We start from the raw sequence: 23,814 nt of genomic DNA on the forward strand, positions 1-23,814 counted from the left end.
TTGGAAGACGTTGTTCCRTGGTGCAGTGGTTGGATTCGCTTGGAAGACGTTGTTCCGTGGTGCAGTGGTTGGATTCGCTTGGAAGACGTTGTTCCATGGTGCAGTGGTTGGATTCGCTTGGAAGACGTTGTTCCGTGGTGCAGTGGTTGGATTCGCTTGGAAGACGTTGTTCCGTGGTGCAGTGGTTGGATTCGCTTGGAAGACGTTGTTCCATGGTGTAGTGTTTTCTAACGATCACCAGAGACGCTATTTGGCGTATATTACACCTTTTGATTTTCTAACGATCTCAGGAGAGCTTATTTCGATCATTTGGTGCGAAAACAGGTCTATTTTATGTGTTTTTGCTGAAATAAGCTCCCTGGTGATCGTTAGAATTTCAGAGAGCTCAAAATCGTGCAAATAAGCTCATCTGTGATCGTTAGAATTTTGAGGAGGAGTTTTACATGTCATTGGTCTATTTGAATAGCTCTCTCGGAGATTAGTGAAATTGAACTGGCTTGTAGTGGACTTGCTATGAAGTTTGCTGATCTAGGATGGGCTTAGCATAAAATAAAGACGAAATTGGTATAGTGCTGATGTGGTGTGCTCCTGATCTGCTTCTGTTGTGCTTCTTGGTGTGCTTCTGTTGTGCTTCTTGGTGCGCTTCTGGCGTGCTTCTACTGTACTTGCTTCTGTTGTGCTTCTGATGCGCTTCTGTTGTGCTTATGGTGCGCTTCTGTTGTACTTCTTGGTTTGGTTCTCGCGTGTGTCTAGTATAGTTCTGATACGCTTCTGGTTTGGTTCTGCTGTACTGGCGGTGTGCATCTGATGTAGTTCGGATGCGCTTCTGGTATGATTCTGGTAAGATTCTGATGTCATTCTGATGCGCTTCTGGCGGCTTATTTTAAGCTATTGCTGTTGCTTTTCATAAAATATACACAGCAAAAAAAAGACCACCTTAAACGCAAAGAGGTCTTCAATCCTAAGATGTATTTTAGAAATTAGTCCGTCCGTCTGACACAAAAAGGTTGTCCAATCTAGGTTAACACACCCACATAGAAACCGATGGAGATAAACACGACACACCAAGCAAATGCGCCAATACTCGAAACAATAACGTATTTGCCCATCGCCATGCGGCTCATGCCGGAGAAACAGCACATCAGATGACGAATGCCCGGGATAAAGTAACCGAGAATAATAGACCAGGACCCATATTTGAGAAACCATGTCTCCACCCTGCTGAACCGCTTGGCATTTACGCCGATCCATTTACCATATTTGTCAAACAGGGGTCTGCCCGCTTTTCTGCCAATCGTATAACTCAGTAGCCCACCTGTAAACGCTCCGCCAAAACTGACCGCGATGGACACGGAATAATTCAGAACCGAGATGGAGGCGAGATAACCGACAAAGGTCATCATCACCTCATCCGGGATAGGCATCCCAATGACGCCAAGAGCAAGTAATCCATAAATCGCAAAATATCCGTATTGACCAATAAATTCTTTAGCAAACTCCATACTTGACTCGCTCCTTATTTCGGTTCCACAATATCCTTCTCATGAGAGGGCAGTATTTGCTTTAGTGAAGGGAAACGGATTTGACTAACCATGAGACCGGATAATACAACAATAACAAGATACGCTACACCTTGATTAAAATAAGGACTCCACAGGGCGAAGAATGACATCAACCCACCTGCAAACGTAATCGGCATCCCGACAAAACCGCTAACGGGTGTTTTCTGGCAGTTGTAACGCGCAAGACGAAGCGCTCCGCATACCGGGAACAGTGCCGTCAGTGCCATACCGAGCATCCCCACTTCTGTCATCGAATTGAGGTACAAAATCAGCACGGGCGCTGTCCCAAAGGAAACCACATCGGCGAGCGAGTCTAGTGCCTTGCCGAATTCCCCTTCGCAATGAAGCTTGCGTGCTGCATATCCATCAAACAAATCAAAGAACATCGCTACCCATATCATTGTTACAGCCAAGGCAAACTCCCCGTGAATCGCCATAATGACCGCAAGCATCCCAGAACTTAAATTCCCCAAGGTTAAAATGGATGGTAAAGACTTCATAAAATTTAACTTCCTTTCATACTAGGCTTTAGGAAATGTAATATAAAAACGTACGCCATCCGGTGTATTCTCGACACCATAACCACATCCGTGCAGATCCAAAATCTGTTTCGCAATGGCCAGGCCTAGCCCGGTCCCTCCCATTTTGCGATTGCGCGAGCGCTCTACACGATAGAACCTCTCCCATATATATTGACGTTCCTCTTCCGCTATGTGTTCGCCTTTATTCTCAATCGTGACATGAACACAACCGTCATGCCTGCTAATCTCAATCATTATATCGGTTTGCGGAACCGCGTGGCGTATAGCATTCATCATAATATTATAAAATACTTGCTCAAGCTTGCTGCGATCCCCTTCAATGGTCTGCTCCGTTGTGGAGACAAGTACCACTTCAAGTCCTTTATCTTTCAACTGGGGCCCCAAGCGCCCAGCAATATCTTCGATCATGTCAGACAGAGCAATCGCTCCGGTATTCAGTTGAATTGCAGCAGATTCCAGTCTGACCAAATCCAGCATTTCCTCCACCATCGTTTCCATCTTAATGGCTTCGTCAACAATGACTTCAATGTAACGTTCCCGTTTGTTTTCACTAACGCCGTCTTTCAGCCCTTCAGAATATCCCTTTATGATACTTATCGGTGTCTTGAGTTCATGAGAAGCATCGGCAAAAAACTTACGCTGACGCTGTTCAATCTGCTGCTTCAATTCCATATCGGTACGCATCTGATCATTGGCCTCCTTAAGCTCTTCCAGCGTCTGCCCCAGTGTGCCTGATAAAGCATTCAGACTATCAGAAAGGCTCCCAATCTCATCCTTGCGCCGGATCGATGATCTCACCGTGAAATCCAGGGTGGACATCTTTTTCGCCACATGATTCAAAGCGAGCAGCGGCTTGGTTATGATTTTGGACAGTAAGAGCGCGAGCAGCAGAATCAATACAAAGGCACCTATACCGAAGTATCCATAGAATAAACGAGTAGCCTCATTCGCTTCCCGAACCTCCTGCAGGGAGGTGAGAGAGAAAATCAACTGTTGCTCCGCATCGGCACGGTGCACAGGAGCAATGGTAACGATGTTACGTACTCCGCTCCAGCTCTCTGTCCATTCTTCATTGATCATTTTGCCATTAGACAGCTTTTTCCGGTCTTCTGACGACAACGGGAATCGGCTGTCCAGAGCCTGCACAAGCAACCCTTGCCTCTGACTCCATGTAGCAAGGTCAGGCAGTACAACCTCTGTTAGCACCCCTGTCCACTCCTGTACAGGCAATAAAGATTCCTGAAAGCCTTCTGTCCCCCATGCGGTAGAAGACCCATCCTGGATTTTGAAAGGATATACCATAGGTTCTGGTTGATCCTGATCGCTGGAGGGACCCTTCACCGTCAGCTTCTGACCAAATTTCAGATGGGATCTGATCCAGCCTGCGTTTTCACTATTAATAAAAAGAGACAGAGACACCTTCACACGTTTGCCGTCTTCCTGAAGCAATGTAATGTGAAAAGGATCATTCACCAGCTTGCCTGTGTTCGTCAAAATGACAAGATGGGATTGGTTTTGACGCATGAATCTGCCCGTTTCCTTGGCAAGTTGCAGATCACTCCAGTGACTGGCAGAGTATTGCTGCTCAAACTTGGATAGCTTCTTTTTCATACTCGTAATCTTCTGATGCTGGTAAAAATCGGGGAACCAGATCAGCTGGGCAAGCACCGTTGTCCCATATAGCAGAACCACAAATCCGGCCATGACCAGAAACAGCTTCATCGTTACGCCATTTCGTCTCATGCTTCTGCCTCAAATCGATATCCTGTACCAATGACGGTACGAATGCATTTTGCTTCATCGCCCAGTTTACTGCGGAGTTTTTTGATATGTGTATCTACTACACGGGAATCTCCTTCAAAATCAAATCCCCAAATCCGATTTAATATCGCTTCCCGGGATAAGACAATACCCGCATTCCGGGCCAGATAGAGCAGCAGATCATATTCCTTGGGTGCGAGTTCTACCTCAATTCCGCTTCTCTCCAGACGTCTGGCCCAAGGGTCCAGCGTGACCTCGCCAAAGCGAATCACACCCTGCTCTCGCCCCATTGCCCCTTCCACTCGTTTCATGAGCGTCTCCGCCCGCGCAACCAAAACGCGGGGGCTGAACGGCTTGGTCACATAATCGTCTACACCTAACTGGAATCCGTGAATCTTGTCATCATCCTCCGACTTTGCGGTGAGCATGATAATAGGTACTGCAGAAGTGGAACGAATATGACCACATAATGTCCACCCGTCCATTTCAGGCATCAATACATCCAAAATGACCAGGTCTACCTCATGCAAAGCCAACTGTTCCAGTGCCTGCACTCCATCTTCAGCTTCAATAACATTCCATTGTTCTTTTATAAAATAATCGGCCACAATCTCACGAATGCGGCTTTCATCTTCTACCAGAAGCACGGTTCTGATCATGACCGACTCTCCTTCTCTATTTCTACAGTTAACATACCTGCTTCATGTGTCGTTCATGTGTCCTGGTTTATCCAGATCAATCCAGTTATACGCAAAAATCGGCTCCACCATATATACGATTAATATATACCAAAAGTTACTATTTTTTATCAAAATACGCAAAAAAAGAAGCAGCCAACAAGTAATACACTGTTTGTTGACCGCTCCTGAGATGAAATTTATAGATATGTTAATCCAAATTATGCCATGGAATGCAGCCTGTCCTACTCCGGATATGTGCATTCCAAACCTTGATTAACGTTGATGCTCCAAACGATGTGCCACATGAAGTGTAGGACCAACAAAGCGGTTTAACGGGAACCCGCCAGCAATCGCTTTGGTTACAAAAGCTTTCCCTTCACGCACAGCCTCTTTCACCGATAGGCCACGGGCCAACCCAGCCGTAATTGCAGCAGATGTTGTGCATCCCGCACCATGTGTATACCCGGAGCCAACAACATCAGCTTGGAACCATTCGTAGTTTGTCCCATCGTAAAGCAAGTCCATAGCCTTACCTGGATTGATCACACCGCGATCCTTAATCAGAACATGTTTGGCACCATGCGCATGAATTGTAGCAGCGGCAGCTTCCATCTGCTCTTTGGAGCGAATCGGACCACTCTTTGCCAGTTGGGAAGCTTCAAACAGATTTGGCGTTACGAGATCTGCTCCTGGCAACAAAAATTCGATCATGGCTTCTGTATTTTCCGGCTGCAGCACTTCATCCGTACCTTTGCAGACCATAACCGGATCAATAACGATCTGTGGCAGACCACTGCGGCGAATATGTTTCGCCACCAGCTCAATGATATCGACCGAACCCAGCATACCTGTCTTCATCGCATCAAAACCAATTCCGTCCAATACAGTGCGAAGCTGAGCTTCGACTACATTTAATTCTACAGGAAAGACCTGGTGATCCCATGTCTCAGGTTCCATGGAAACAACCGTTGTTAGTACGGTCATGCCGTATACGCCTAGCTCTTGGAATGTTTTCAAATCCGCTTGAATGCCTGCGCCACCGCTCGTATCCGAGCCAGCGATAGTTAATGTTTTTGGAATCGTCATGGTCGTTCTATTCTCCTTCGTGTTTCAGTTGACACTATCCTATCCCTTGTACGAGCGGATGTCAATGGCATGTGAGGCCAAGCGGAGCATGGTTTTCAGAAGGAAAAGAACTTATGTCTTAATTCACATCTTTGGTCTCCAGTCGTGTCATGGAACGTGTAGCAATCCATAATCCTATCGCTCCCAAAGTCAACGGAATTACAATAATATTATTTAGCGACATTATAGGGCCGCCGAAACCGGAGCATACAATGAAAACAAGGAGAACCGAAGAAACTACAGTCGCAGTCACCGAATGTTTGCGCATCCCAAAAAACAGAGGAATCAGAGCCATCGCAGCTGCCGAGAGCGAACTGATCGTGTATTTAAGTGTCATCTGCCCCAATGCTGCCGACCCCAGCGGCTCGGTAATAAAACCATAATATTGATTTGCCGCCAGCAGGAGAACACCCATTAGAATGTCCGTAAACATAATCATCGTAAACGTAAAAATAAAAACTAACATTAACTTCGCAGCGATAATTTTATGCCGCTTGATCGGGTAGGTGAACATGACATTCATCGTTTTGTCCCGGTACTCGCTAATGATCAATTTGGATATCAGGGAACCTGCGAATATGATAAAGACCGCTCGGACAAAAGTGTCAATCAAGGTGAAGGCACTGTGGTAGTCGGCCAGAGGATAGTCTTCAGCCCCAAACTCTATGATACCAATCATGATAATAAATAGAAGAATGAAGACATTGGCAATACCTGCACCTACGAAATTCCGGGCAAAGCGATGCTTGCGCCATTCCAGACGAATAAGTTTAAGCAACGTCATCAGCCCCTTTCATCAGACCCATGAAGTGCTCTTCCAGGGAGTGTGAACGTTTAGAAATCGACTCCACCGCAACCCCGTGCTGAACCAATTTGCTGTTAAGATCGGAAGTCGTTAAACCCGGGTCATAGACACGCAATGTCTTCTCATCAAACAGCTTATAATTGCTCAGATGCAGCAAATGTTCTACGACGTATGCAGCCTTCTTCGGATCTGAAGCCTGTACTTCAATATAATCGGTATGACTGCCACGAATGCTCTCCATGGATACTTCTTCAACAAGCCTTCCATCCCGAATGACGCCAATGGTGTCTGCAACCTGTTCTACCTCACCTAGAATGTGACTGGATATCAGCATGGTAATGCGATACTCGCTGCTTAATCGTTTGAAGAGATCTCGCATTTCTTTGATGCCCACCGGGTCAAGTCCATTGATCGGTTCATCCAGAATTAACAACTCGGGTGTTGTAATCAGCGCACGCGCCAGCCCAAGACGCTGCTTCATACCGAGAGAAAATTCCTTTACAGGCTTCTTGCCCGCATCCTTCAAACCGACCATTTCCATATGTTTTCCAATCATCTGTTTACTCGTGAACCCCATGTACTCACAGTGCAGATCTAGGTTCTCCCAAGCTGAGAGTTTGTCATAGAAAAAGGGATACTCGATAATACTGCCCATTCGTTTCAATAGCTCGTAAGAGTCCGGATTCAGTTTTTCGCCAAAGAGTTCGATCTCACCAGCGGTAGGTTTAACAAGATTAGTTAACATTTTCATTAACGTCGTTTTCCCTGCCCCGTTCGGACCCAAAAACCCGTAAATTTCCCCTTGTTTAATATTCATGTTAACACCGGATACAACCTCAGTCCCTTCGTAGACCTTGGTTAGATTTATTGTCCGTGCAATATAACTCATCTGGTCATTCTCCTTTACGTCCCCTTGATGGGGTGCTTATATCTGTATTGTAAAGAAAAAAGTCTGCTTTTTTATTAATCAAATCTTACAAAAACCTTAAGTTAAAACCTGTGCTATATCAGTTGAACTAAAGATTTCACACAGCCTACTCCGATGACGTGAAAAAGAATAGTTCAACTTATATAGTTCGATCTTTCACGTCCTGCATTTCTTTCAACGTAAAAGAAAATACCGTCCGCTGATGTGGCACGCTATGAACATCAATACGTCCACCCATGCGTTCGACCAGTCGCTTCGTGATCGTTAGACCGAGACCGCTACCCTGAAACATCCGATTACGCGAATCTTCCAGCGTGTACATCCGTTCAAAGACCCTGCTGTGCTCTTGCTCCGGAATGCCCTTTCCGCGATCCCACACCTGCACCGTAACTGACTCTCCTTCTCGGTTCAGTATAGATATTCCGAGCGCCTTACCGTCGGCGCCATATTTCATCGCATTGGTAATCAGGTTGTCCAGCACGCGATCGAGCGCCTCTTCGTTTGCGCGAACGAACACATCCTGCTCGGGAATGTCCAATTCCACTTGCAACCCGAGCTTTATGAGCAATTCATAGAACGATAACATTTTGACACGGCACAGCTCACTAATATTCACCCTGCTCAGTTCCAGCTCACGGTCTCCCGATTCAAGCTTGGCGAGATCAAAGAAGGAATGCATTAAACGCAGCACTTCCTGTGCTTTATCCTGTATTTTCTCCGTCATCACCCTGCGCTCTGCATCCGTCAAAGACGCACCGTGCAGCAACGTTTCACTATATCCTAATACAACCGTCAGCGGTGTCTTCAAGTCATGCGAAATGTTGGAGAGCATATGACGCATCTCCTTCTCCTGGTTGACATAGTCAGCCTTAGCCAGATGAGTATGCTCCAGCAACCGGTTCATGTCATTTAACAACCGGCTTACCTGTGCATCACTATCAAATACCAGCAATCGTTCAAATGTGCCCTGCTCCAGAATGCCAGACACTTTGTTGTGAATATAGGTTAGATGTGTACTTCGTTTACGAAGCTTCAATCCAAGCGCAATGACAGCACATGCGAGCAGTATCGTAGATAAAGAAAGCAACCAGAGCATAATGATCATACCAGCTCTGCCTCCAGCTTATATCCAATGCCCCATAACGTTTTGATGTAACGTGGATCCGAGGGATCTGCTTCCAGCTTTTCTCGCAGGCGGCGCATATGTACGTTGATTACATTTTCGTCTCCATAATAATGATCATCCCAGACAGACGCGTAAATCTGTGCTTTGGTGAACACTTTACCGGGATGGGTGATCAATAATTTTAAAATGCCAAATTCCTTGGATGTTAACTTGATCGGTTCTCCTTCACGTTCTACCTCATACGTTTCCATATCTACTACAAGTCCGCCGATCATGATTCGGTGATTTTGCACCGCTTCTTCAGCAGGCTGAGCCGTATAATTGGCACGGCGGATGGCGGCTTTGATGCGGGCCGTCAGCTCAATCAGGGAGAACGGTTTGCTCAGGTAATCGTCCGCCCCAAAACCGAGGCCAAGCGCTTTGTCCACATCCCCATCTTTTGCAGATAAAATGAGTACGGGCACCAGACTACTGGCGCGAATGGTTTGCAAGACATCCATCCCGCTGCGATGCGGCAGCATCAAATCAAGAATAATCAGGGCAAAACCAGGCTTCGCCTCGTTGAATAGCCGTTCTGCCTCCAGTCCGTCATAGGCATATGTAAGGTCAAAGCCCTCTTTTTCCAAATAGGGGCCAACCATCTCACTAATCGAACGATCGTCTTCCACAAGCAGCAAGCGATGACTTGACATAGGCTTCCCTCCGGCATAAAACATTTTCCTTCATTACCTCACAGTTTGATGAGATTGGCAATGACAGATCAAAAAACCTGATGAAGCATACTTGGGCTTCATCAGGTTTTTATGACTTTATTTATGATGTTAAATATGTTGTTAATTATGATGAGATTATTGCTTCTCTTCAATGATTAGCAGTATTGATCAATGTTTCTCCTACAGCTATCAGCTATGCTTGTTCACCGCGAATCCAACACAATCCGATTGTACCCGATCCAGTATGAATGCTGACCACTGGAATAAACGGCATAATCTCTGTCTTCAAGCGAGGAAGAATTTCTGCGATCTGCTGTTTAATCGTGTGGGCTTCATCATCATTATTCGCATGCATAATACACACATGTTTAACTTTCTCCATGTCTTTCTTCAGCATATCGAGCATACGCTCTTTGGTACGTTTGAATGTGCGGATCTTCTCGTTCACCACCACTTTGCCTTCTTCAAACCGGAGCAACAGGTTTATTTTGAGCAGTTGGCTGATAATCAGCTGTGTTCCACTCACACGTCCGCTACGGTGAAGATTCTGAAGGCTGCCAGGAATCAGATAAAAAGACATGTTATCAATCATCTGTTCAATGCGGGTTTTAATCTCGGTGGCCGAGCATCCTTGCTTCTGCCATTCCAGGCCTTGCATAACCATCTCGCGAAGAGGATAGGCTCCTGCCTTTGAGTCAATTGCGGTAACCGTCGCGCCTGCAATGTCCGCAGCCTGCATCGAGGTGTGGAGCGTTCCGCTAAGTTCCGTAGAGCAATGAATCGCAATAATCTCATCATACTTGTCCTTCAGTGACTCATACAGTTCAATAAATTCACCAATCGGCGGCTGTGAACTGCTCGCGTGTGAAGAAGCTGCCAGTTTCTCATAAAATGTATCCGACGAGATTTCCTCGGTTTCCCGATAACATTCCTCGCCAAATACGATGCGCAGCGGCACGATATAGATATGATTTTGCTCCGCAAAAGCGGAATCGATTGTACTGGTGCTGTCGGTGACCCATGCAATTTTCTTCATGACATCCTTCTCTCTTGCCGGCTTTCGTGCTGGTATTCTACCAAACGTCAGGCACATGCCCGGCGGTTATTTTAAATTTAAATAAAAACAATTGTAAACGTTTGCGGTCTTACCTCTTAATTATAGAGGATTTGACCCCGGCCTGTCTTGTGGCGCATTCATGAACAACCCTAAAATTCCAGTATTATCTAAAAAAATGTCTTGCCTGTGAAGGGATAAATTGGTATGCTATTGTCCTTCTCTCTTTTTCGCCTTGACTGAAGTGAACGGGTCCGCCGTTCAATCCACTTATCGGAGGTGTCATATGCTTTATCTTACACTCGCTTCCAAAGCCTACGCCCGAAACCTGCAATATCGCGGGGCACACATGGTACATAACCTGGCAAGCGCTATGTTTGGTTACATGTACGCCTGTCTCTGGATCGGCATCGGGGCCGACCACCAGCTTGGAGAATACGGAGTTCAGGGGATGATCAGTTACATTGCGTTCACGCAAGCATCACTCTGGATTTCAGGCTTCCTGACCAATGGACTCGGCATTCCGCTTAGTGTCAGGACAGGGCAGATTGCACTGGATCTCATGCGTCCGGTACATCTGTTCACTCACCTGATGGCACGGGAATGGGGGCAGATCGCCTACCAGTTCGTGTACAAAAGCCTTCCAATTTATTTGCTCTACTCCATCGTTTTTTCCCTGAAATGGCCTTCAGAGGCCTGGACTCTTGGATATGCCGCACTTGCACTTGCCGGCGCTGCATACTTGTCCATCTGCATGAACTATATTATCGGTGTCACATCCATGTGGACTACGGAGTCATCCTGGCTGCACTGGGCCAATCATGCCCTGATGAACCTGATGGCTGGTTTCTTCATCCCGCTGGAATGGCTGCCGAAATGGCTGGAACAACTGGCCTGGCTGTCGCCTTATCCTTTCTTGCTCTACGTCCCCACCCGAATTTACCTTGGTTTTGAAGACGGCTCCTTCCTATGGGGAACCTTACTTTGGTGTGTGTTCATGACCCTTCTCTGTCTTGCCATGACCAAATTGTTACGTCGTAAAGTGGAGGTGCAGGGCGGATGAAGCCAATCTCATGGTTCCATTTATATAAAATACTCATTCGAACAAGCATCCGCAGCCGGATGCAGTACAAGTTCAATTTCGTGTTAGGATCCATTCTCGCTGCACTCATTCAAATCTCCGAGTTTCTGATGGTCGCATTGGTACTACACAAATTTGGTGCGATCAAGGGCTGGTCATTACATGAGATCGGTTATCTTTTTGCGATTATGACACTATCCAAAACGCTATATCGCACATTCGGCAATGAAGTGCATCATTTGGAGAAATATTTGGTGGGCGGTGAGCTGGACCAACTGCTGACGCGCCCCATGCCTGTCCTACTTGCGCTAATGCCGCAGAACTTCCGCATCATGATTGGTGAAGTGCTTCAGGGCGGATTCATTCTGTGCTGGTCGCTGGCAGGTATGATGAACAGCGAGCAGATCGGCTGGATGGTTATTCCACTCTCTCTGTTTGTCATTGTGACTGGAGCTATCATTCTTTTTTCCATCGGACTTGCCACAGCGACACTTGGTTTCTGGACCACACGTATTGAGGAACTACAGGTCATTACAGAAGATGCGGCCCGCACAGCAGCTCAATATCCGCTCACCCTCTATCCCAAATGGATGTCAGGTCTCCTGCTGACCGCCATCCCAGTCGGATTTGTAAACTATATTCCCTCTCTCTACCTGTTGCGCGGTGAAGGCGGCGCCTGGGTACTGGCAGTCATTGCGGCGGTTGCGATAATCTGTTTGGCTTCAAGTTTACGATTCTGGGCGTTCGGCATGACTAAATATCAAAGCACGGGTAGTTAGAGAGGTTTTCTGTCATCGGAGTGTCTGTGTAAAAAGCATTTATTCAATTTATATGCATCAACGAAGGAGGCGAAATACACATGAATATGATTACAGCACGTAATCTGCAAAAACAATTCAAAACCCCTGTCGTGCGGGAAGGCCGCTTCTCAGGGATACGCACCTTGTTTTCACGCCAGTATGTGACCAAAGAAGCGGTTCGTGATATCAGCTTTGATATCCGGCAAGGGGAATTTGTTGGTTACATCGGCCCAAACGGAGCTGGCAAATCCACCACGATCAAAATGCTGACAGGCATTCTTCACCCGACTGCGGGTGAGGTGATGCTTGGCGGGATGAATCCACATGAGGAACGACGTAAAACGGTTCGCAAGCTCGGCGTTGTGTTCGGACAGCGAAGTCAGCTCTGGTGGGACTTACCCGTGAAAGATTCCTATGACATTTTGGCAGAGATGTACGGCGTGAGTTCGGATGTCAAAAAGAAACGGCTGTCCCAGTTCGCTGAACTGCTGGATCTCGAATCATTCTGGGCGACCCCGGTTCGCAAGCTCTCTCTTGGGCAGCGCATGCGGGCCGATCTGGCGGCATCCATGTTGCATGATCCAGAGCTACTCTTTCTCGATGAACCCACCATCGGACTGGACGTGAATGCGAAGCGAAATATTCGCCAATTCCTGCGCACATTAAATGAAGAGTTTGGCAAAACCATTCTGCTCACTACACACGACATGGATGATATCGAACAGCTATGCAGCCGCGTCATGGTTATTAACCACGGACAACTGACCTATGACGGAACCATCGCCTCCCTTCGGGATACGATCGGTTTGCCTACATTGATCCGTGTGGCCTTCCGTGGACGGGTTCAACTGCCAGATGCGTTGCCTTCCGCCATTCAGGTTACAAGTATGGACAATCAGGTGCTCACTGCACTTGTGAACCGGAAGGAATGGCGTACGATGGACATTTTGAAGGAGCTGGAGCAGTGGGGAGAGATTGACGATATTGAGATGAAAGAACCGGACTTCGAGGATGTTATACACAAAGTCTATTGATTAGTCCAGGGGTTGGCCTATTTTACGATGAAACGGGTTGCAAGGCTGTTCGAACGCCGTTACTGGAGAGAGGGACATGACGTACTCTAGTAACGGAGGTGAGGGTCATGCTTGTGACCAGACATGTTCTTGCTGCACCCAGTCCCTATGCTACGCCTTATTACATCGTACGCGGAACGAATCCCGGACCCGTCATGATGATTACATCTGGAGTTCATGGCAATGAAACAGCGAGTATGGCCGCTGCGCAGAAACTTGCTGATGATTGTGCCTCGTGGCGGCATGTGATCCATCGCGGAACCTTGATTATTGTGCCGAGAGTCAACCAGCAGGCTTATGTGAAAAAAATCAGAGGCAAGCCTGACCTGAACCGCACCTTTCCTCGCCGCCGAGCTGGTAGAGCCAAGCATCCACTGGCAGCCGCCGTGTTCAAGCTTGCACGAGAGTATCAGCCTGACTGGTGGCTCGATCTGCATGAAGCCAATGGTCTGTCACAGCTCAGTCCACGCGTGCTCGGACAAACGCTGATCACCAACCCCGGCAGCTCAAGCGTACCGATCTGCCGCAGGGTTATTGAACGCATGAACCGTTCTATACCGGTGGGCAAGCATCATTTTAACCTGAAGCGGCATGAGCTACCGGGCTCCGCTCGGACAGCGGCTTCAAGGGTACTGCAAGCGAAATCTGTCACCGTTGAAACGTGCTGGAGCCTGAAACGCGCGGTGCGGATCAAGTATCAGACGGAAATTGTGCATTATTTTCTACGAGAAGCAGGCCTGACTTGAGCGAAAAAAACCACCTCCAATGCAGAAAACCCGATGATTGACATCTTGGGGTGCACTGGAGGTGATTATTTTTGCTATATGGATTCAAGTATAGTCTATGTAGCCAGGAGGTAATGAGACAGAAAAAAAATTTGAAATATCCTCAATCTGACCATCATTTTGATCAGACCATTCTTTAAACGCTTTGAATAACTCCATCCATGCAGCTCCTTATGAGTAAACTGACTTGTAAAATCGATTTTGAAGCAGCGATTCTATGCTTTATTGCTCCATATTTTTTATATCAGAAACAACCTGAAAACCTTTAGCTTTTCCGCTCAAGTATCCATGTTCATAAAAATCAATTCCATCGGGGGTTATTGTAATTGCAACCATTTCAACATCATTTTCTACCAAATCGGCTACAATATATTTCCTATCTAATAAATAGGTTATCGCCCTATGTTTTTCTATATGTTCTGTTTGGTAGAATGCGCTTTTAGGAACAACAGCCGACTCACTTGTTGTAAACCATATGGAATACAGTTCTTCCAGAATATTGTACCTTTCTTGTATCCTCTCTTTTATGGCTATTTCCAACTCATCAAACATGCCGGATTCCTCCTTTAATATATAGGAATAAGCAAAAACACGACTTCTACTAGGAGTACTTATTTCTGCATCACGGATTCCAGTATATCCTTGCCTACAGGCTCCAAAAATGTGAGTGGATACAGATCTTTTTTCGTGAAAACCTTGTAGATCGCATCCAGATACACGTCCACACGATCGGCTGATCCAAAACAGTAATTGGATAATAATACGACCCCTACGCCCTGTTCCTTGTTTATAGCTAAATAACTGGTAGCACCAAAGGTACCGCCATTATGCCACAAAATATTCTGATCCAACGCTGTATCCTCTTGCCACCCGAAATAAAGCTCTGATTCTCCGATTTGAATAGGCACGTGACTTCGTTGCATGGCAGAGGCTAGCGGGTGGTTTTCATTGAGATTGGCTTGTACAAATAAACTCATATCGTGAACAGATGACTTGATTGCTCCCGCTCCATCGTGTACTCCGTTCATATCCCAGTGAGGCATGACTTTCCCAGTTGAAGTGTGTCCATCCACCAATCGGCTGTTCTGTTCTGTATTCAGCACAGCGGCAGTTTCCATCATGTTTAAAGGATTTGTTATATATTTTTTCAGCAGATCGTCATATGTAAGATCCGTGACTTTACATAAGATGTATCCTAATAACCCCACACCTGTATTGGAATATTCAAAAGAACCGATCTGTTCCGTGTAATCCGCATCAGCTAAAAAGGCAAGCAAATCTTGCTCCGCATACCTGGAATATGGATTGTATCGATTTTTTTTCGAGGAGAGGTTTGGTGCTAATCTGGGTAATCCAGACGTATGTGAAGCCAGATGTTTCAAGGTAACTTTCTTCAAATAATCGTTCTTGCCCTGTTGTATGTACTTGCTGACTGTATCATCGGTAGAAAGTCGTTGTTGATATTCTAATTCCAGTAAAAGCATACTTGTAAACACTTTGGTTAGAGATCCAATTTCAAACAATTGGTGTTCAGGAGCAACTGTGCTCTGCCTTGGAGGATTGGCGAATGAATGATATTCGATATCTCCCTTGGTAACGATACCAATCTCAAGATGAAGATGTCTTTTACCTTTAATATAATCAGAAACAAAACCTTGTATATCCCTCATGTAACATAGTGCTCCTCTCTGGTGTAGATCAATTACTTCATATGAAGATCACGCTAACCAACCTTGAATGGAGAATTAAAGCGTGCGTTGTATCCGTTATATTCGTTTCTCTACCTCCATTTCCTGCTAGCTAAAGGCTGCTTATCTGCTCTTAAAATAGAAAAAGAGCCGTGATTAAGGCTCTTTCTTCTCTACTCTAAAGGACTGGATATAACTATCGATATCGTCCTCGGGTGTAAGCAACAATCCCGCCAGATGTCTCTGCATCTGCTCCAGATGATCGATGTGCTGTTGAATATCGGCAATCCGTTCGCGAACAAGGGTCTTCAATGTTTCTTTTTCCATATCGTCATTGCTTAGTAGCTCCAGCGTTTCCTGTATGGCTTTCAGCGAATAACCGAGCATCTGTGCATCCTTGATGAACTTGACTTTGACCAGATAATCCTCGGTATACACGCGATATCCGTTGGAAGATCGGTGTGGAGCAGGCAATATGCCGCTATCCTCATAATAACGAAGCGTGGCCATACTTACTCCTGTCTTTTTGGCCAATTGGCCTCTTGTCATGGTCTGCACAACGCTCTCCCCTTTCCAACTGAATCATCGCGCTTGTTTGTTACGTATCTGCGTATATTCGTGATCATAAGATGCTTCTGGAAATTTGGCTGAACTTCCTTGCAACAGAGGTTGTGCTTCACCTTTTAGGCAACGGTCAAAAAAGGCGAGTGCATAACTTCTCGTAATATCGATATTATGCTCCGCAGACATATTCTTGGCAAACAAACGCGGTGAGATTAACGCAATATCCGTGAAGCTCTGATGGAAAAATCCATCCACGGTCAGATAATAAGTATCATTCAGACTGTTATTCATAACATGTTTCAGATCGGGTTCGAATTCGGGATAGAATAATTTTTCATGCTCGGTAGGATTGGGGCCCAGACTTTTAGCTGTTTTACCAGACATGATGTACATAAAAGGCTGTTTCAGCGATGACTTGGAAACACTGCCCCAAAATCCACCTTCCAGGCTGAGTCCTGCATGAAAACGTTCATCCTGTGCGAGTGCTTCTGCTGTTGTTGCCCCGCCATACGAATGTCCCATAATGCCCGTATGGTTCAGGTCAAGTCTGCCCTCCAGCACCTGATTCGGATCACTCACATTCCACTGTTCAAGCGTGTCGAGTACAAACCGTGCATCGGCCGCACGAATGCCCACTCCCTGTACATTATATTGATACAGTTCTTCCGATGTTGCAAATTCTGGCCCGGCATCATAAGAAACCTTGTGACCATCCGGGAATGTTACTCGAGCCGACGTATACGGATGATCCATCCCTACGACGATATAGCCATGGCTGACCAGCTCCTCAACCGCAGTCATACTTTGAAAACGGGCAGACCGGACACCGGGAGAGAACAGGACAACAGGGTAAGAGCTGCTTGCATTAGACATCGCTGCACCTTTGACCACATGTGTAGGTATCGTATCCAGATAACTGAATACTTGAGGCGGGATGCCAAACACCAGACTGATTGCTTCCCCCAATTCGGCAGGATACGACTCCGGTTTAATGCCTTTTGCAGCCTCCGGATCGACCGGATACCATACATTAATCATCAGTTCCCGCTTGTCTCCGGCTTCAGGGGAAAGAGTCTCTTCACGGGACTCATCCACGATCTGCTGTGAAAATGTACCGATGGCGAATTGCCCCGTTGGTTCGGGCATCGTAAATGCCGGGAAATACCGAGTCAGCATTCCTGATCCAACACCAGAGAATGCAGCAAGAATGAGGATCAACAAGCCGTGAAGCCAAGTACGCCCTTTTGACTTTTTCTTATATATTTCCGGTGTCATGCTTCCAACACTACGAGTCCATTTAATCACTTGAATGATTAACAGGATAAAGAGTATGAGCGCGACAATATAAGACGGCAGTAACATCCCCCGTACTGAATCCATGATCGCATGTAGCAGAAATGCAATAACCAAGGCACTCAGCATGCCTATCGCAAGTTTTCGCTTTTTCGCATAAAAAGGTAAACCCAGCGCCCCTACTATCGTTACTAGTACGAAAATCCATTCAAATATCTTCATGATTTTTCCTCCAAACGTTGTTGATACAACAACAATAAACCTTGAAGTATACTTCAAGGTCAAGGAGTATTACTGTATTAGGTTTTATACTTGTAGATCCCATTTGCGAAGCTCTGTAAGTGTGCATTTTCCTTGTGAAAAAACTTCAATCCCTTTAGAGTTAGGATCAGGATATATCCGTGCAGACATAACCTGCTCTCCCTGCTGAATAAAAACTTCAATTGAACTAATGTCCACAAAAATACGAAGCTCCAATTTGCCTTCATGAAGATCTACTGTCGTTGCACGCTCTCCGCCAAGTCCTTGTCCGGCACGATCGCGATTCATGCTTAAGCGCCGCTCCTGTACATCATAAGTAATAACAGTTTCCTCATGTTCACTTGTGCGCAGTTTTAATCCAAAATACTGAGCCTCCGCTGCTTCAAATACAGCATGCAATTCATAACAATCGCCGCTGATACCAAGATCATGTGTGCCATCTTCCACTGAACGAGCCTTTTGTTCTACACCTGCAAGTCTGTACTTGGAAAGTTCGGGAAGCGGCTGGAATATCAAACGTTCTCCCTTACGAATCAATTGGCGCGGCAATGTCATGGCGCCTGCCCAGGCATGAGATGCTTGTGTGGGTATTTCACTCTCCCATGTCTCCATCCAGGCCATCATTATTCTTCGTCCTTGTGCATCCTCCATCGTCTGGGGTGCGTAGAAATCGAAGCCGCAATCCAGCGGAACATACTCGTCATATTGAAGCACTCCCTTGTCCGTATCCAGTGTTCCCATCATGTATACGGTGGAGTGTAGATTCCGATACTGATCACCTTGGGCTGGCATACGTTGCGGAGACATAATCAGGACATCCCGGTCATCCAGCGAGAATATATCTGGACATTCCCAATTGTCGCCTAGCGTTCCGTCGCTCTGAGCCAGCACATTAACATAAGTCCAGTTCAACAAGTCTGTTGAACGATAGAGCAGAATATTTCCGTTTCCTGTATCATCATTGGACCCAAGCACACAATAATACATGCCGTTCCGTTCAAACACTTTGGGATCACGAAAATCCTTAGGACTTGTATATTCTGGAATCTGATGTAATCCAATAACCGGGTTCAACTCGCTTTTGACAAAATCAATTCCGTTCTCTGACACAGCGATATTCTGTGTCTGCTGGTAATCCTTATCTTTGTCTGGCCCGGTGACTACATGCCCCGTATACATAAGCACGAGTTTTCCATCCTGAACAATAGCACTACCAGAGAAGCAGCCGTTGCGATCATACGGGTGATCCGGTGCTAATGCCACAGGCAGATACGACCATGAAACCAAGTCATGACTCACGGCGTGGCCCCAATGCATCGGTCCCCATACCGGCTTGTAAGGATAGTATTGATAGAACATATGATACATGCCATTAAAATAAATAAAACCATTGGGATCATTCATCCAGCCGACTTCCGGCATCAGATGATAGCCCAAACGATAGACTGGATTAACGTTGTGACGATGTTCCTCTATATACGCCTTTGCCCTTTCAAGGGTATAACGATTTTCGCTCTGCGCTTCATGTTTCATATGTCTTCACTCCAGTCTCTATATCTCTATCTCGCCTTGTTGAACTTATTTAATGGCGCCCTGCATAACTCCCTGTATAATATACTTCTGCGCAAACAGATATACAATCAGTACAGGCAGCAGTGTCAATACCAATCCAGCCATCAGCGGACCATAATCCACAGTGTACGTTCCGTAGAAGTAAAAGGTCGACAACGGTAACGTTCGTTGCTCAGACGACGTAAGCACAAGCGATGGGAGCAAAAAGTCATTCCATATCCATAAAACGTTCAGCACACTGATCGTAACGGTCGTGGGCAGAAGTACCGGCAACACGATACGGAAAAAGGTCTGCACTCTTCCACAGCCGTCCATTAGAGCCGCTTCTTCCAGTTCCAGCGGGATGCTTTTGACAAAGCCATGATAAATAAATACGGCAAGCGGGCTACCAAAGCCGATGTACATATAGATCAGTGACCATTTGTTATCGAGCAAGCTAAGTGAGCCATAAATTTTCACAAGCGGAATCATAATCGCCTGAAACGGAATAATCATCGCCGCTACCATCAGGAAAAAAAGATACTGATTCAGCTTGCTGTGATGCCGAACAAAATAATGTGCAGTCATCGCAGAGAAGAGTGCAATGAGCAGTACACCGACAACGGTAATCAGCAATGTATTGCTGAAGGCCGATAAATAACCCATTTTATCAAACGCATTAGCGTAATTTTCAAGTTGAAAAGAACTGGGTAAACCAAGCGGATCAGAAGTAATGGCCTGATTGGCTTTAAATGAATTCAAGATTAGCAGTACAAAGGGAAATACGAATAGGATCATGCCCAGGACTAAGGCTGCTAATTTCAGTCCGTTCAACATACGTGATTGTCCAGCCATCATGCCTCGACCTCCAGCTTTTTGCTAAAATACACCTGAAGCAATGTAATGGTCGCCACAAGGATAAACAGAACAAGGGCTTCAGCCTGACCAAGCCCATAATCACGCGCGAGGAAGGCCTGCTCATATACATGCATAGAAACCATCTCTGTACTTTTAAAAGGTCCGCCGCTTGTAAGGGATACGTTTAGATCGTACACCATAAATCCACGTTGCAGTGACAGGAAGACACACACGATAAAGGAAGGAACCATCAGTGGTAGTACGATGCGCATCAGCATTCTACGATTGCTTGCTCCATCAATGCTTGCCGCTTCCAGCACATCTCGTGGTACGTTCATCAAACCCGCGATGTAAATGACCATCATATAACCAGCATACTGCCAGACGGTTACGATCACGAGCGCCCAGAAAGCTTTGTCCGGATCAGCCAGCCAGGAAGCGGAGAAGAACGGTAGGTTCAGTTTTTGACCTGCAAATACAAGTACCTGATTGAATATAAACTGCCAGATGAAACCAAGCACAATGCCGCCTACAAGATTGGGCAAGAAAAATCCGGCTCGAAACCAACCTTGCGCCTTGATTCCCCGGGTTACGGCATAGGCAAGCAAAAAGGCAACAACGTTGGTTAACACAACCGTAATAAATACATACTCCAGCGTCATACCAAACGACTTCCAGAACACGGTGTCCTTGAACACGCCGATATAGTTATCCCAGCCAACAAAACTTTGATCTACTGCAATGCCATCCCAGTTCGTAAACGTTAAATAGATACCATACAAAAACGGAATAATCATTACTGTCGCAAAAGCAAACAACGTAGGGCCAGTAAATATCAGGCGAGTGCGCAGACGTGTCCATAATCCCTTTTCAGTAAGCATTGTCATCCTCCACTCTATCGCTCTCCATGTCATGAACCTAGCGGTTCGCCGGTATGATAGGCCAGACAGAAGTAACTTATGTTATTTTCTGTCTGACCCTCATATCAAGCATCAGTCCTATGGAGAAAAACTTCCCTTGATGCGGTGTGTAAAGCCACACGAAATCATTTATTTTACGTTAGTCCAGTAAGCTTGAATCTCGCTGGCAAGTCCGGCACGATCAATAACATTAGCCAAATATTTCTGCATGGAAGCTCCCAATTTGGACCAGTGATCGGCTGGCAGTGTGCTCATGGATTCTTCAATCTTGCCTGCCTTGATGTATTCACTAATGGATTTGCCGAGTGGGTCAGCTGGCTCCAGCTCAATGTTACTAAATGCTGGAATGATGCTGGCTTGTTTGACCAGGAAATCCTGACCTTTCTCTTTATAAACGATCCAGTCCAAAAACTTCTTCGCAGCTTCTTGTTGTGCTGGTGTGCTTTTTTCTTTGTCGAGCAAAATACGTTTGGATACAGCAGCAGAAATCTGTGAATTGCCGAAGTCAGCTGCGTTATTACTCACAGGAACCGGCAGGAAGCCGTATTTACCATCTGCTGTATCAAATCCGGAAATTTGTGGCCAAGCCCAGTTCCCCATGAACCAGATCCCCACTTCACCCTTGCCGAGCACTTCGGGTCCACGCTCATACGTACCGGAAAGTGGTGAAGCCTTGTCGATATTGTACGTTTTCATCACATCAAATGTATCCATCAAACCATTAAATACTGCGTTGGACGCCAGATCTACTTTGCCTGCTTTCAGATCGTTCATGAATTGATCCACTTGGGAACGATCTGCGGATTGTCCACCATAAGCAAGCGGCAGGTAATGCGCTCCAAGTGACCAATCCATTGGTGAAATAATCAAAGGTGCTTTGCCGGCAGCTGCTATTTTTTTGAACAAGTCCTCCAGTTGCGCTGTTGTCTCTACCGATTTGGGATCAAATGTTCCACCTACCGCTTGATCCAGCACTTTCTGGTTATAAATGAATCCATATCCTTCAATGGAGAAAGGGAAAGCGTAATTTTTGCCATCAAATGTTGTAGCCGTTGTACTATTCTCTACCGCGTCTTTCATCCAAGGCTCCGAAGTGAGATCAAGAACACGATCCTTGAACTTCTCAACATCTCCGGTATCCAGCATCATCATCGTTGTCGGATTACCTGATGCATAGAGGGCAGAGGCCTTTTCGAACGGAGATTGTCCACTGCCTACGGGTACAATCTCAAGTGTAATATTTGGATTTTCCGCTTGAAAGTCTTTGGCAGCCTGATCTAGTTGATCGTTAATCTCTGATTTCGAGTTGAGCATCGTAATTTTGACATTCTCGCTGCCACCATCGTTTGACCCCGAGGAAGCATTTGAATCTGTGGCTGCTTTCCCTCCGCAGGCTGACAGAACCAGCATCATAATCAATGACAATACCCAAATTCCCGTCCACCGTTGTTCTTTTTTCATCTTGTTATGGCCCCCATTCATTTGTGTAAAGAGGAAACGCTTACAAGTCAGATTATAATGTCAAAGGTTTGACATGTCAATCGTTTGACATATCGATCAAAAAATATATTTCGACACAAAAAAAGAGACAACCTGATTCAGGTCGTCTCCCTCTCCACTAAAGATACAGGAAAAATATTCTCCATATTTACCTGTTCCTCTGCAATCTGACGTCGAATCAGATCAACGGCCAACTCGGCCATATCTTCTACCGGCTGTCTGATCGTTGTAATTCCGGGCACCGTATAGCAAGCTGCTCGGCTGTCATCATAACCTATGATAGCGATGTCTTCGGGTACCCTGCGTCCGCTTGAAATCGTTTTTTTAAGTGCATGAACAGCCATGAGATCACTCGTTACAAATAATCCGTCCAGCAGCGGCTGCTCTGTGAGCAGTTTATCCATTAATTCCGTATACTGATGCTGATCAAACACATTGAGATCGGTTTCATAAATCATGATTGGCTTGACACCATGTGCCTCCAGCGTATTAAGAAAACCTATCGTACGACGATTGGAAAGCATATTTAACCCCAAATTACCACAGATATGAGCTATATGCCGTCTCCCTTTGGAGAGCAGTAACTCCGCAGCCATGACACCGCCCTGATAATTATCCGAGGATATAAACGGAATGTCCTCTCCAATCTGTCGATCAAAAGTTACAATGGGTGAATGGAGATTAACGTATTCATCCACTTCAAGTGTATGACTCCCCATAATAATTCCATCTACCCGATTTCCTTTAAGCATCTCTACATATTCACGTTCTTTGGAAGGGTCCATATGAGAGTTGCACAGCATAATTTTGAAACCATTCTGGTATGCATAATACTCTACATAACTGGCCAGTTCTCCGAAAAACGGATGTGATACATCTGGAATGATCAAACCGATAAGGTTGGACTGCTTGCGTAACAGGGAACGGGCAATCTCATTGGGTCTATAATTCAGTTCGTCCATCGTTTGGTACACTTTGTCACGTGTCTTCTGACTGATGTAACCCCTGTTGTTCAACACACGCGAGACGGTAGTTACTGAAACACCAGCCTTGAGTGCAACATCATGAATAGTTGCCATAACAGCCTCTTTTCCTGTCTACATTCTTTTGTCCATCCTCATTATATACCTGTTTCATATCCTGA

General features: G+C 45.9%; 24 protein-coding genes. 5 read left to right on the forward strand and 19 right to left on the reverse strand.

The window, feature by feature from the left end:
• Nucleotides 1-403 (forward strand): hypothetical protein (locus tag AB4Z30_RS28235; RefSeq protein ID WP_441930948.1); only part of this gene is annotated, 403 nt, incomplete at its 5' end.
• A gap of 613 nt (nucleotides 404-1,016) precedes the next feature.
• On the opposite strand, the gene AB4Z30_RS28240 is transcribed toward AB4Z30_RS28235, so the two are convergent.
• From AB4Z30_RS28240 to AB4Z30_RS28285, 10 genes are all read right to left on the reverse strand, one after another.
• Nucleotides 1,017-1,502 carry a DedA family protein gene (locus AB4Z30_RS28240; RefSeq protein ID WP_441930950.1) on the reverse strand — a complete coding sequence of 162 codons (486 nt, stop codon included), beginning with the start codon at nucleotides 1,500-1,502 and terminating at the stop codon, nucleotides 1,017-1,019.
• A gap of 14 nt (nucleotides 1,503-1,516) precedes the next feature.
• Nucleotides 1,517-2,062, reverse strand: coding sequence for a CDP-diacylglycerol--serine O-phosphatidyltransferase (gene pssA / locus AB4Z30_RS28245; protein WP_441930952.1), 546 nt, complete (start codon nucleotides 2,060-2,062; stop codon nucleotides 1,517-1,519).
• 21 nt (nucleotides 2,063-2,083) lie between these two features.
• Entirely contained in the window at nucleotides 2,084-3,847 is a 1,764-nt protein-coding gene (locus tag AB4Z30_RS28250) for a sensor histidine kinase (RefSeq protein WP_441930954.1), read from the reverse strand.
• Entirely contained in the window at nucleotides 3,844-4,524 is a 681-nt protein-coding gene (locus AB4Z30_RS28255) for a response regulator transcription factor (RefSeq protein ID WP_441930956.1), read from the reverse strand. Before AB4Z30_RS28255 ends, AB4Z30_RS28250 begins: the two co-directional genes overlap by 4 nt.
• Before the next feature lie 294 nt (nucleotides 4,525-4,818).
• The gene (gene thiD, locus AB4Z30_RS28260; RefSeq protein ID WP_441930958.1) at nucleotides 4,819-5,631 is read right to left on the reverse strand and encodes a bifunctional hydroxymethylpyrimidine kinase/phosphomethylpyrimidine kinase; all 813 of its coding nucleotides are present in this window, start codon (nucleotides 5,629-5,631) and stop codon (nucleotides 4,819-4,821) included.
• Between the two features lie 118 nt (nucleotides 5,632-5,749).
• Nucleotides 5,750-6,448: an ABC transporter permease gene (locus AB4Z30_RS28265; protein ID WP_441930960.1), complete on the reverse strand. Its 699-nt coding sequence runs from the start codon at nucleotides 6,446-6,448 to the stop codon at nucleotides 5,750-5,752.
• Nucleotides 6,441-7,364 (reverse strand): ABC transporter ATP-binding protein, encoded by a 924-nt coding sequence (locus AB4Z30_RS28270; RefSeq protein WP_441930962.1) that lies wholly within the window; start codon nucleotides 7,362-7,364, stop codon nucleotides 6,441-6,443. The genes AB4Z30_RS28265 and AB4Z30_RS28270 overlap by 8 nt, the downstream gene beginning before the upstream one ends.
• A gap of 178 nt (nucleotides 7,365-7,542) precedes the next feature.
• A complete protein-coding gene (locus tag AB4Z30_RS28275; RefSeq protein WP_441931001.1) occupies nucleotides 7,543-8,499 on the reverse strand; it encodes a sensor histidine kinase in 957 nt (318 codons plus the stop codon).
• A gap of 5 nt (nucleotides 8,500-8,504) precedes the next feature.
• Nucleotides 8,505-9,221 (reverse strand): response regulator transcription factor, encoded by a 717-nt coding sequence (locus AB4Z30_RS28280; RefSeq protein WP_441930964.1) that lies wholly within the window; start codon nucleotides 9,219-9,221, stop codon nucleotides 8,505-8,507.
• A gap of 214 nt (nucleotides 9,222-9,435) precedes the next feature.
• Nucleotides 9,436-10,278 (reverse strand): DegV family protein, encoded by an 843-nt coding sequence (locus AB4Z30_RS28285; RefSeq protein WP_441930966.1) that lies wholly within the window; start codon nucleotides 10,276-10,278, stop codon nucleotides 9,436-9,438.
• Nucleotides 10,279-10,582: 304 nt separating this feature from the next.
• Here AB4Z30_RS28285 and AB4Z30_RS28290 point away from each other — a divergent pair, with 304 nt between their 5' ends.
• The 4 genes from AB4Z30_RS28290 (at nucleotide 10,583) to AB4Z30_RS28305 (ending at nucleotide 13,996) form a co-directional block, all read left to right on the forward strand.
• A complete protein-coding gene (locus tag AB4Z30_RS28290) occupies nucleotides 10,583-11,359 on the forward strand; it encodes an ABC transporter permease (protein ID WP_441930968.1) in 777 nt (258 codons plus the stop codon).
• Nucleotides 11,356-12,156, forward strand: a complete 801-nt coding sequence (locus tag AB4Z30_RS28295; protein ID WP_441930969.1) for an ABC transporter permease — start codon at nucleotides 11,356-11,358, stop codon at nucleotides 12,154-12,156. The genes AB4Z30_RS28290 and AB4Z30_RS28295 overlap by 4 nt, the downstream gene beginning before the upstream one ends.
• An 86-nt stretch (nucleotides 12,157-12,242) precedes the next feature.
• Nucleotides 12,243-13,211: an ABC transporter ATP-binding protein gene (locus tag AB4Z30_RS28300; RefSeq protein ID WP_441931002.1), complete on the forward strand. Its 969-nt coding sequence runs from the start codon at nucleotides 12,243-12,245 to the stop codon at nucleotides 13,209-13,211.
• A 107-nt stretch (nucleotides 13,212-13,318) separates the two neighbouring features.
• Nucleotides 13,319-13,996 carry a deacylase gene (locus tag AB4Z30_RS28305; RefSeq protein WP_441930971.1) on the forward strand — a complete coding sequence of 226 codons (678 nt, stop codon included), beginning with the start codon at nucleotides 13,319-13,321 and terminating at the stop codon, nucleotides 13,994-13,996.
• A 261-nt stretch (nucleotides 13,997-14,257) separates the two neighbouring features.
• Here AB4Z30_RS28305 and AB4Z30_RS28310 read toward each other — a convergent pair whose 3' ends face one another.
• The 9 genes from AB4Z30_RS28310 to AB4Z30_RS28350 all read right to left on the reverse strand — a co-directional run bounded on the left by AB4Z30_RS28310 (nucleotide 14,258) and on the right by AB4Z30_RS28350 (nucleotide 23,749).
• Nucleotides 14,258-14,587 (reverse strand): hypothetical protein, encoded by a 330-nt coding sequence (locus tag AB4Z30_RS28310; RefSeq protein ID WP_441930972.1) that lies wholly within the window; start codon nucleotides 14,585-14,587, stop codon nucleotides 14,258-14,260.
• Between the two features lie 59 nt (nucleotides 14,588-14,646).
• On the reverse strand, nucleotides 14,647-15,705 hold the full coding sequence (locus AB4Z30_RS28315; RefSeq protein WP_441930973.1) for a serine hydrolase domain-containing protein: 1,059 nt from the start codon (nucleotides 15,703-15,705) through the stop codon (nucleotides 14,647-14,649).
• A gap of 174 nt (nucleotides 15,706-15,879) precedes the next feature.
• A complete protein-coding gene (locus AB4Z30_RS28320; protein ID WP_441930974.1) occupies nucleotides 15,880-16,281 on the reverse strand; it encodes a MerR family transcriptional regulator in 402 nt (133 codons plus the stop codon).
• 24 nt (nucleotides 16,282-16,305) lie between these two features.
• A complete protein-coding gene (locus AB4Z30_RS28325) occupies nucleotides 16,306-17,802 on the reverse strand; it encodes an alpha/beta hydrolase family protein (RefSeq protein WP_441930975.1) in 1,497 nt (498 codons plus the stop codon).
• Between the two features lie 84 nt (nucleotides 17,803-17,886).
• Nucleotides 17,887-19,374: a glycoside hydrolase family 32 protein gene (locus AB4Z30_RS28330; RefSeq protein ID WP_441930976.1), complete on the reverse strand. Its 1,488-nt coding sequence runs from the start codon at nucleotides 19,372-19,374 to the stop codon at nucleotides 17,887-17,889.
• 45 nt (nucleotides 19,375-19,419) lie between these two features.
• The gene (locus AB4Z30_RS28335) at nucleotides 19,420-20,250 is read right to left on the reverse strand and encodes a carbohydrate ABC transporter permease (protein ID WP_441930977.1); all 831 of its coding nucleotides are present in this window, start codon (nucleotides 20,248-20,250) and stop codon (nucleotides 19,420-19,422) included.
• Nucleotides 20,247-21,131, reverse strand: a complete 885-nt coding sequence (locus tag AB4Z30_RS28340; RefSeq protein ID WP_441930978.1) for a carbohydrate ABC transporter permease — start codon at nucleotides 21,129-21,131, stop codon at nucleotides 20,247-20,249. The genes AB4Z30_RS28335 and AB4Z30_RS28340 overlap by 4 nt, the downstream gene beginning before the upstream one ends.
• Nucleotides 21,132-21,299: 168 nt before the next feature.
• The gene (locus tag AB4Z30_RS28345) at nucleotides 21,300-22,631 is read right to left on the reverse strand and encodes an ABC transporter substrate-binding protein (RefSeq protein WP_441930979.1); all 1,332 of its coding nucleotides are present in this window, start codon (nucleotides 22,629-22,631) and stop codon (nucleotides 21,300-21,302) included.
• Between the two features lie 137 nt (nucleotides 22,632-22,768).
• Nucleotides 22,769-23,749: a LacI family DNA-binding transcriptional regulator gene (locus AB4Z30_RS28350; RefSeq protein ID WP_441930980.1), complete on the reverse strand. Its 981-nt coding sequence runs from the start codon at nucleotides 23,747-23,749 to the stop codon at nucleotides 22,769-22,771.
• Nucleotides 23,750-23,814 lie beyond the last annotated feature (65 nt).

This window comes from Paenibacillus sp. 2TAF8 (genome assembly GCF_052114825.1).
Lineage (GTDB): Bacteria > Bacillota > Bacilli > Paenibacillales > Paenibacillaceae > Paenibacillus.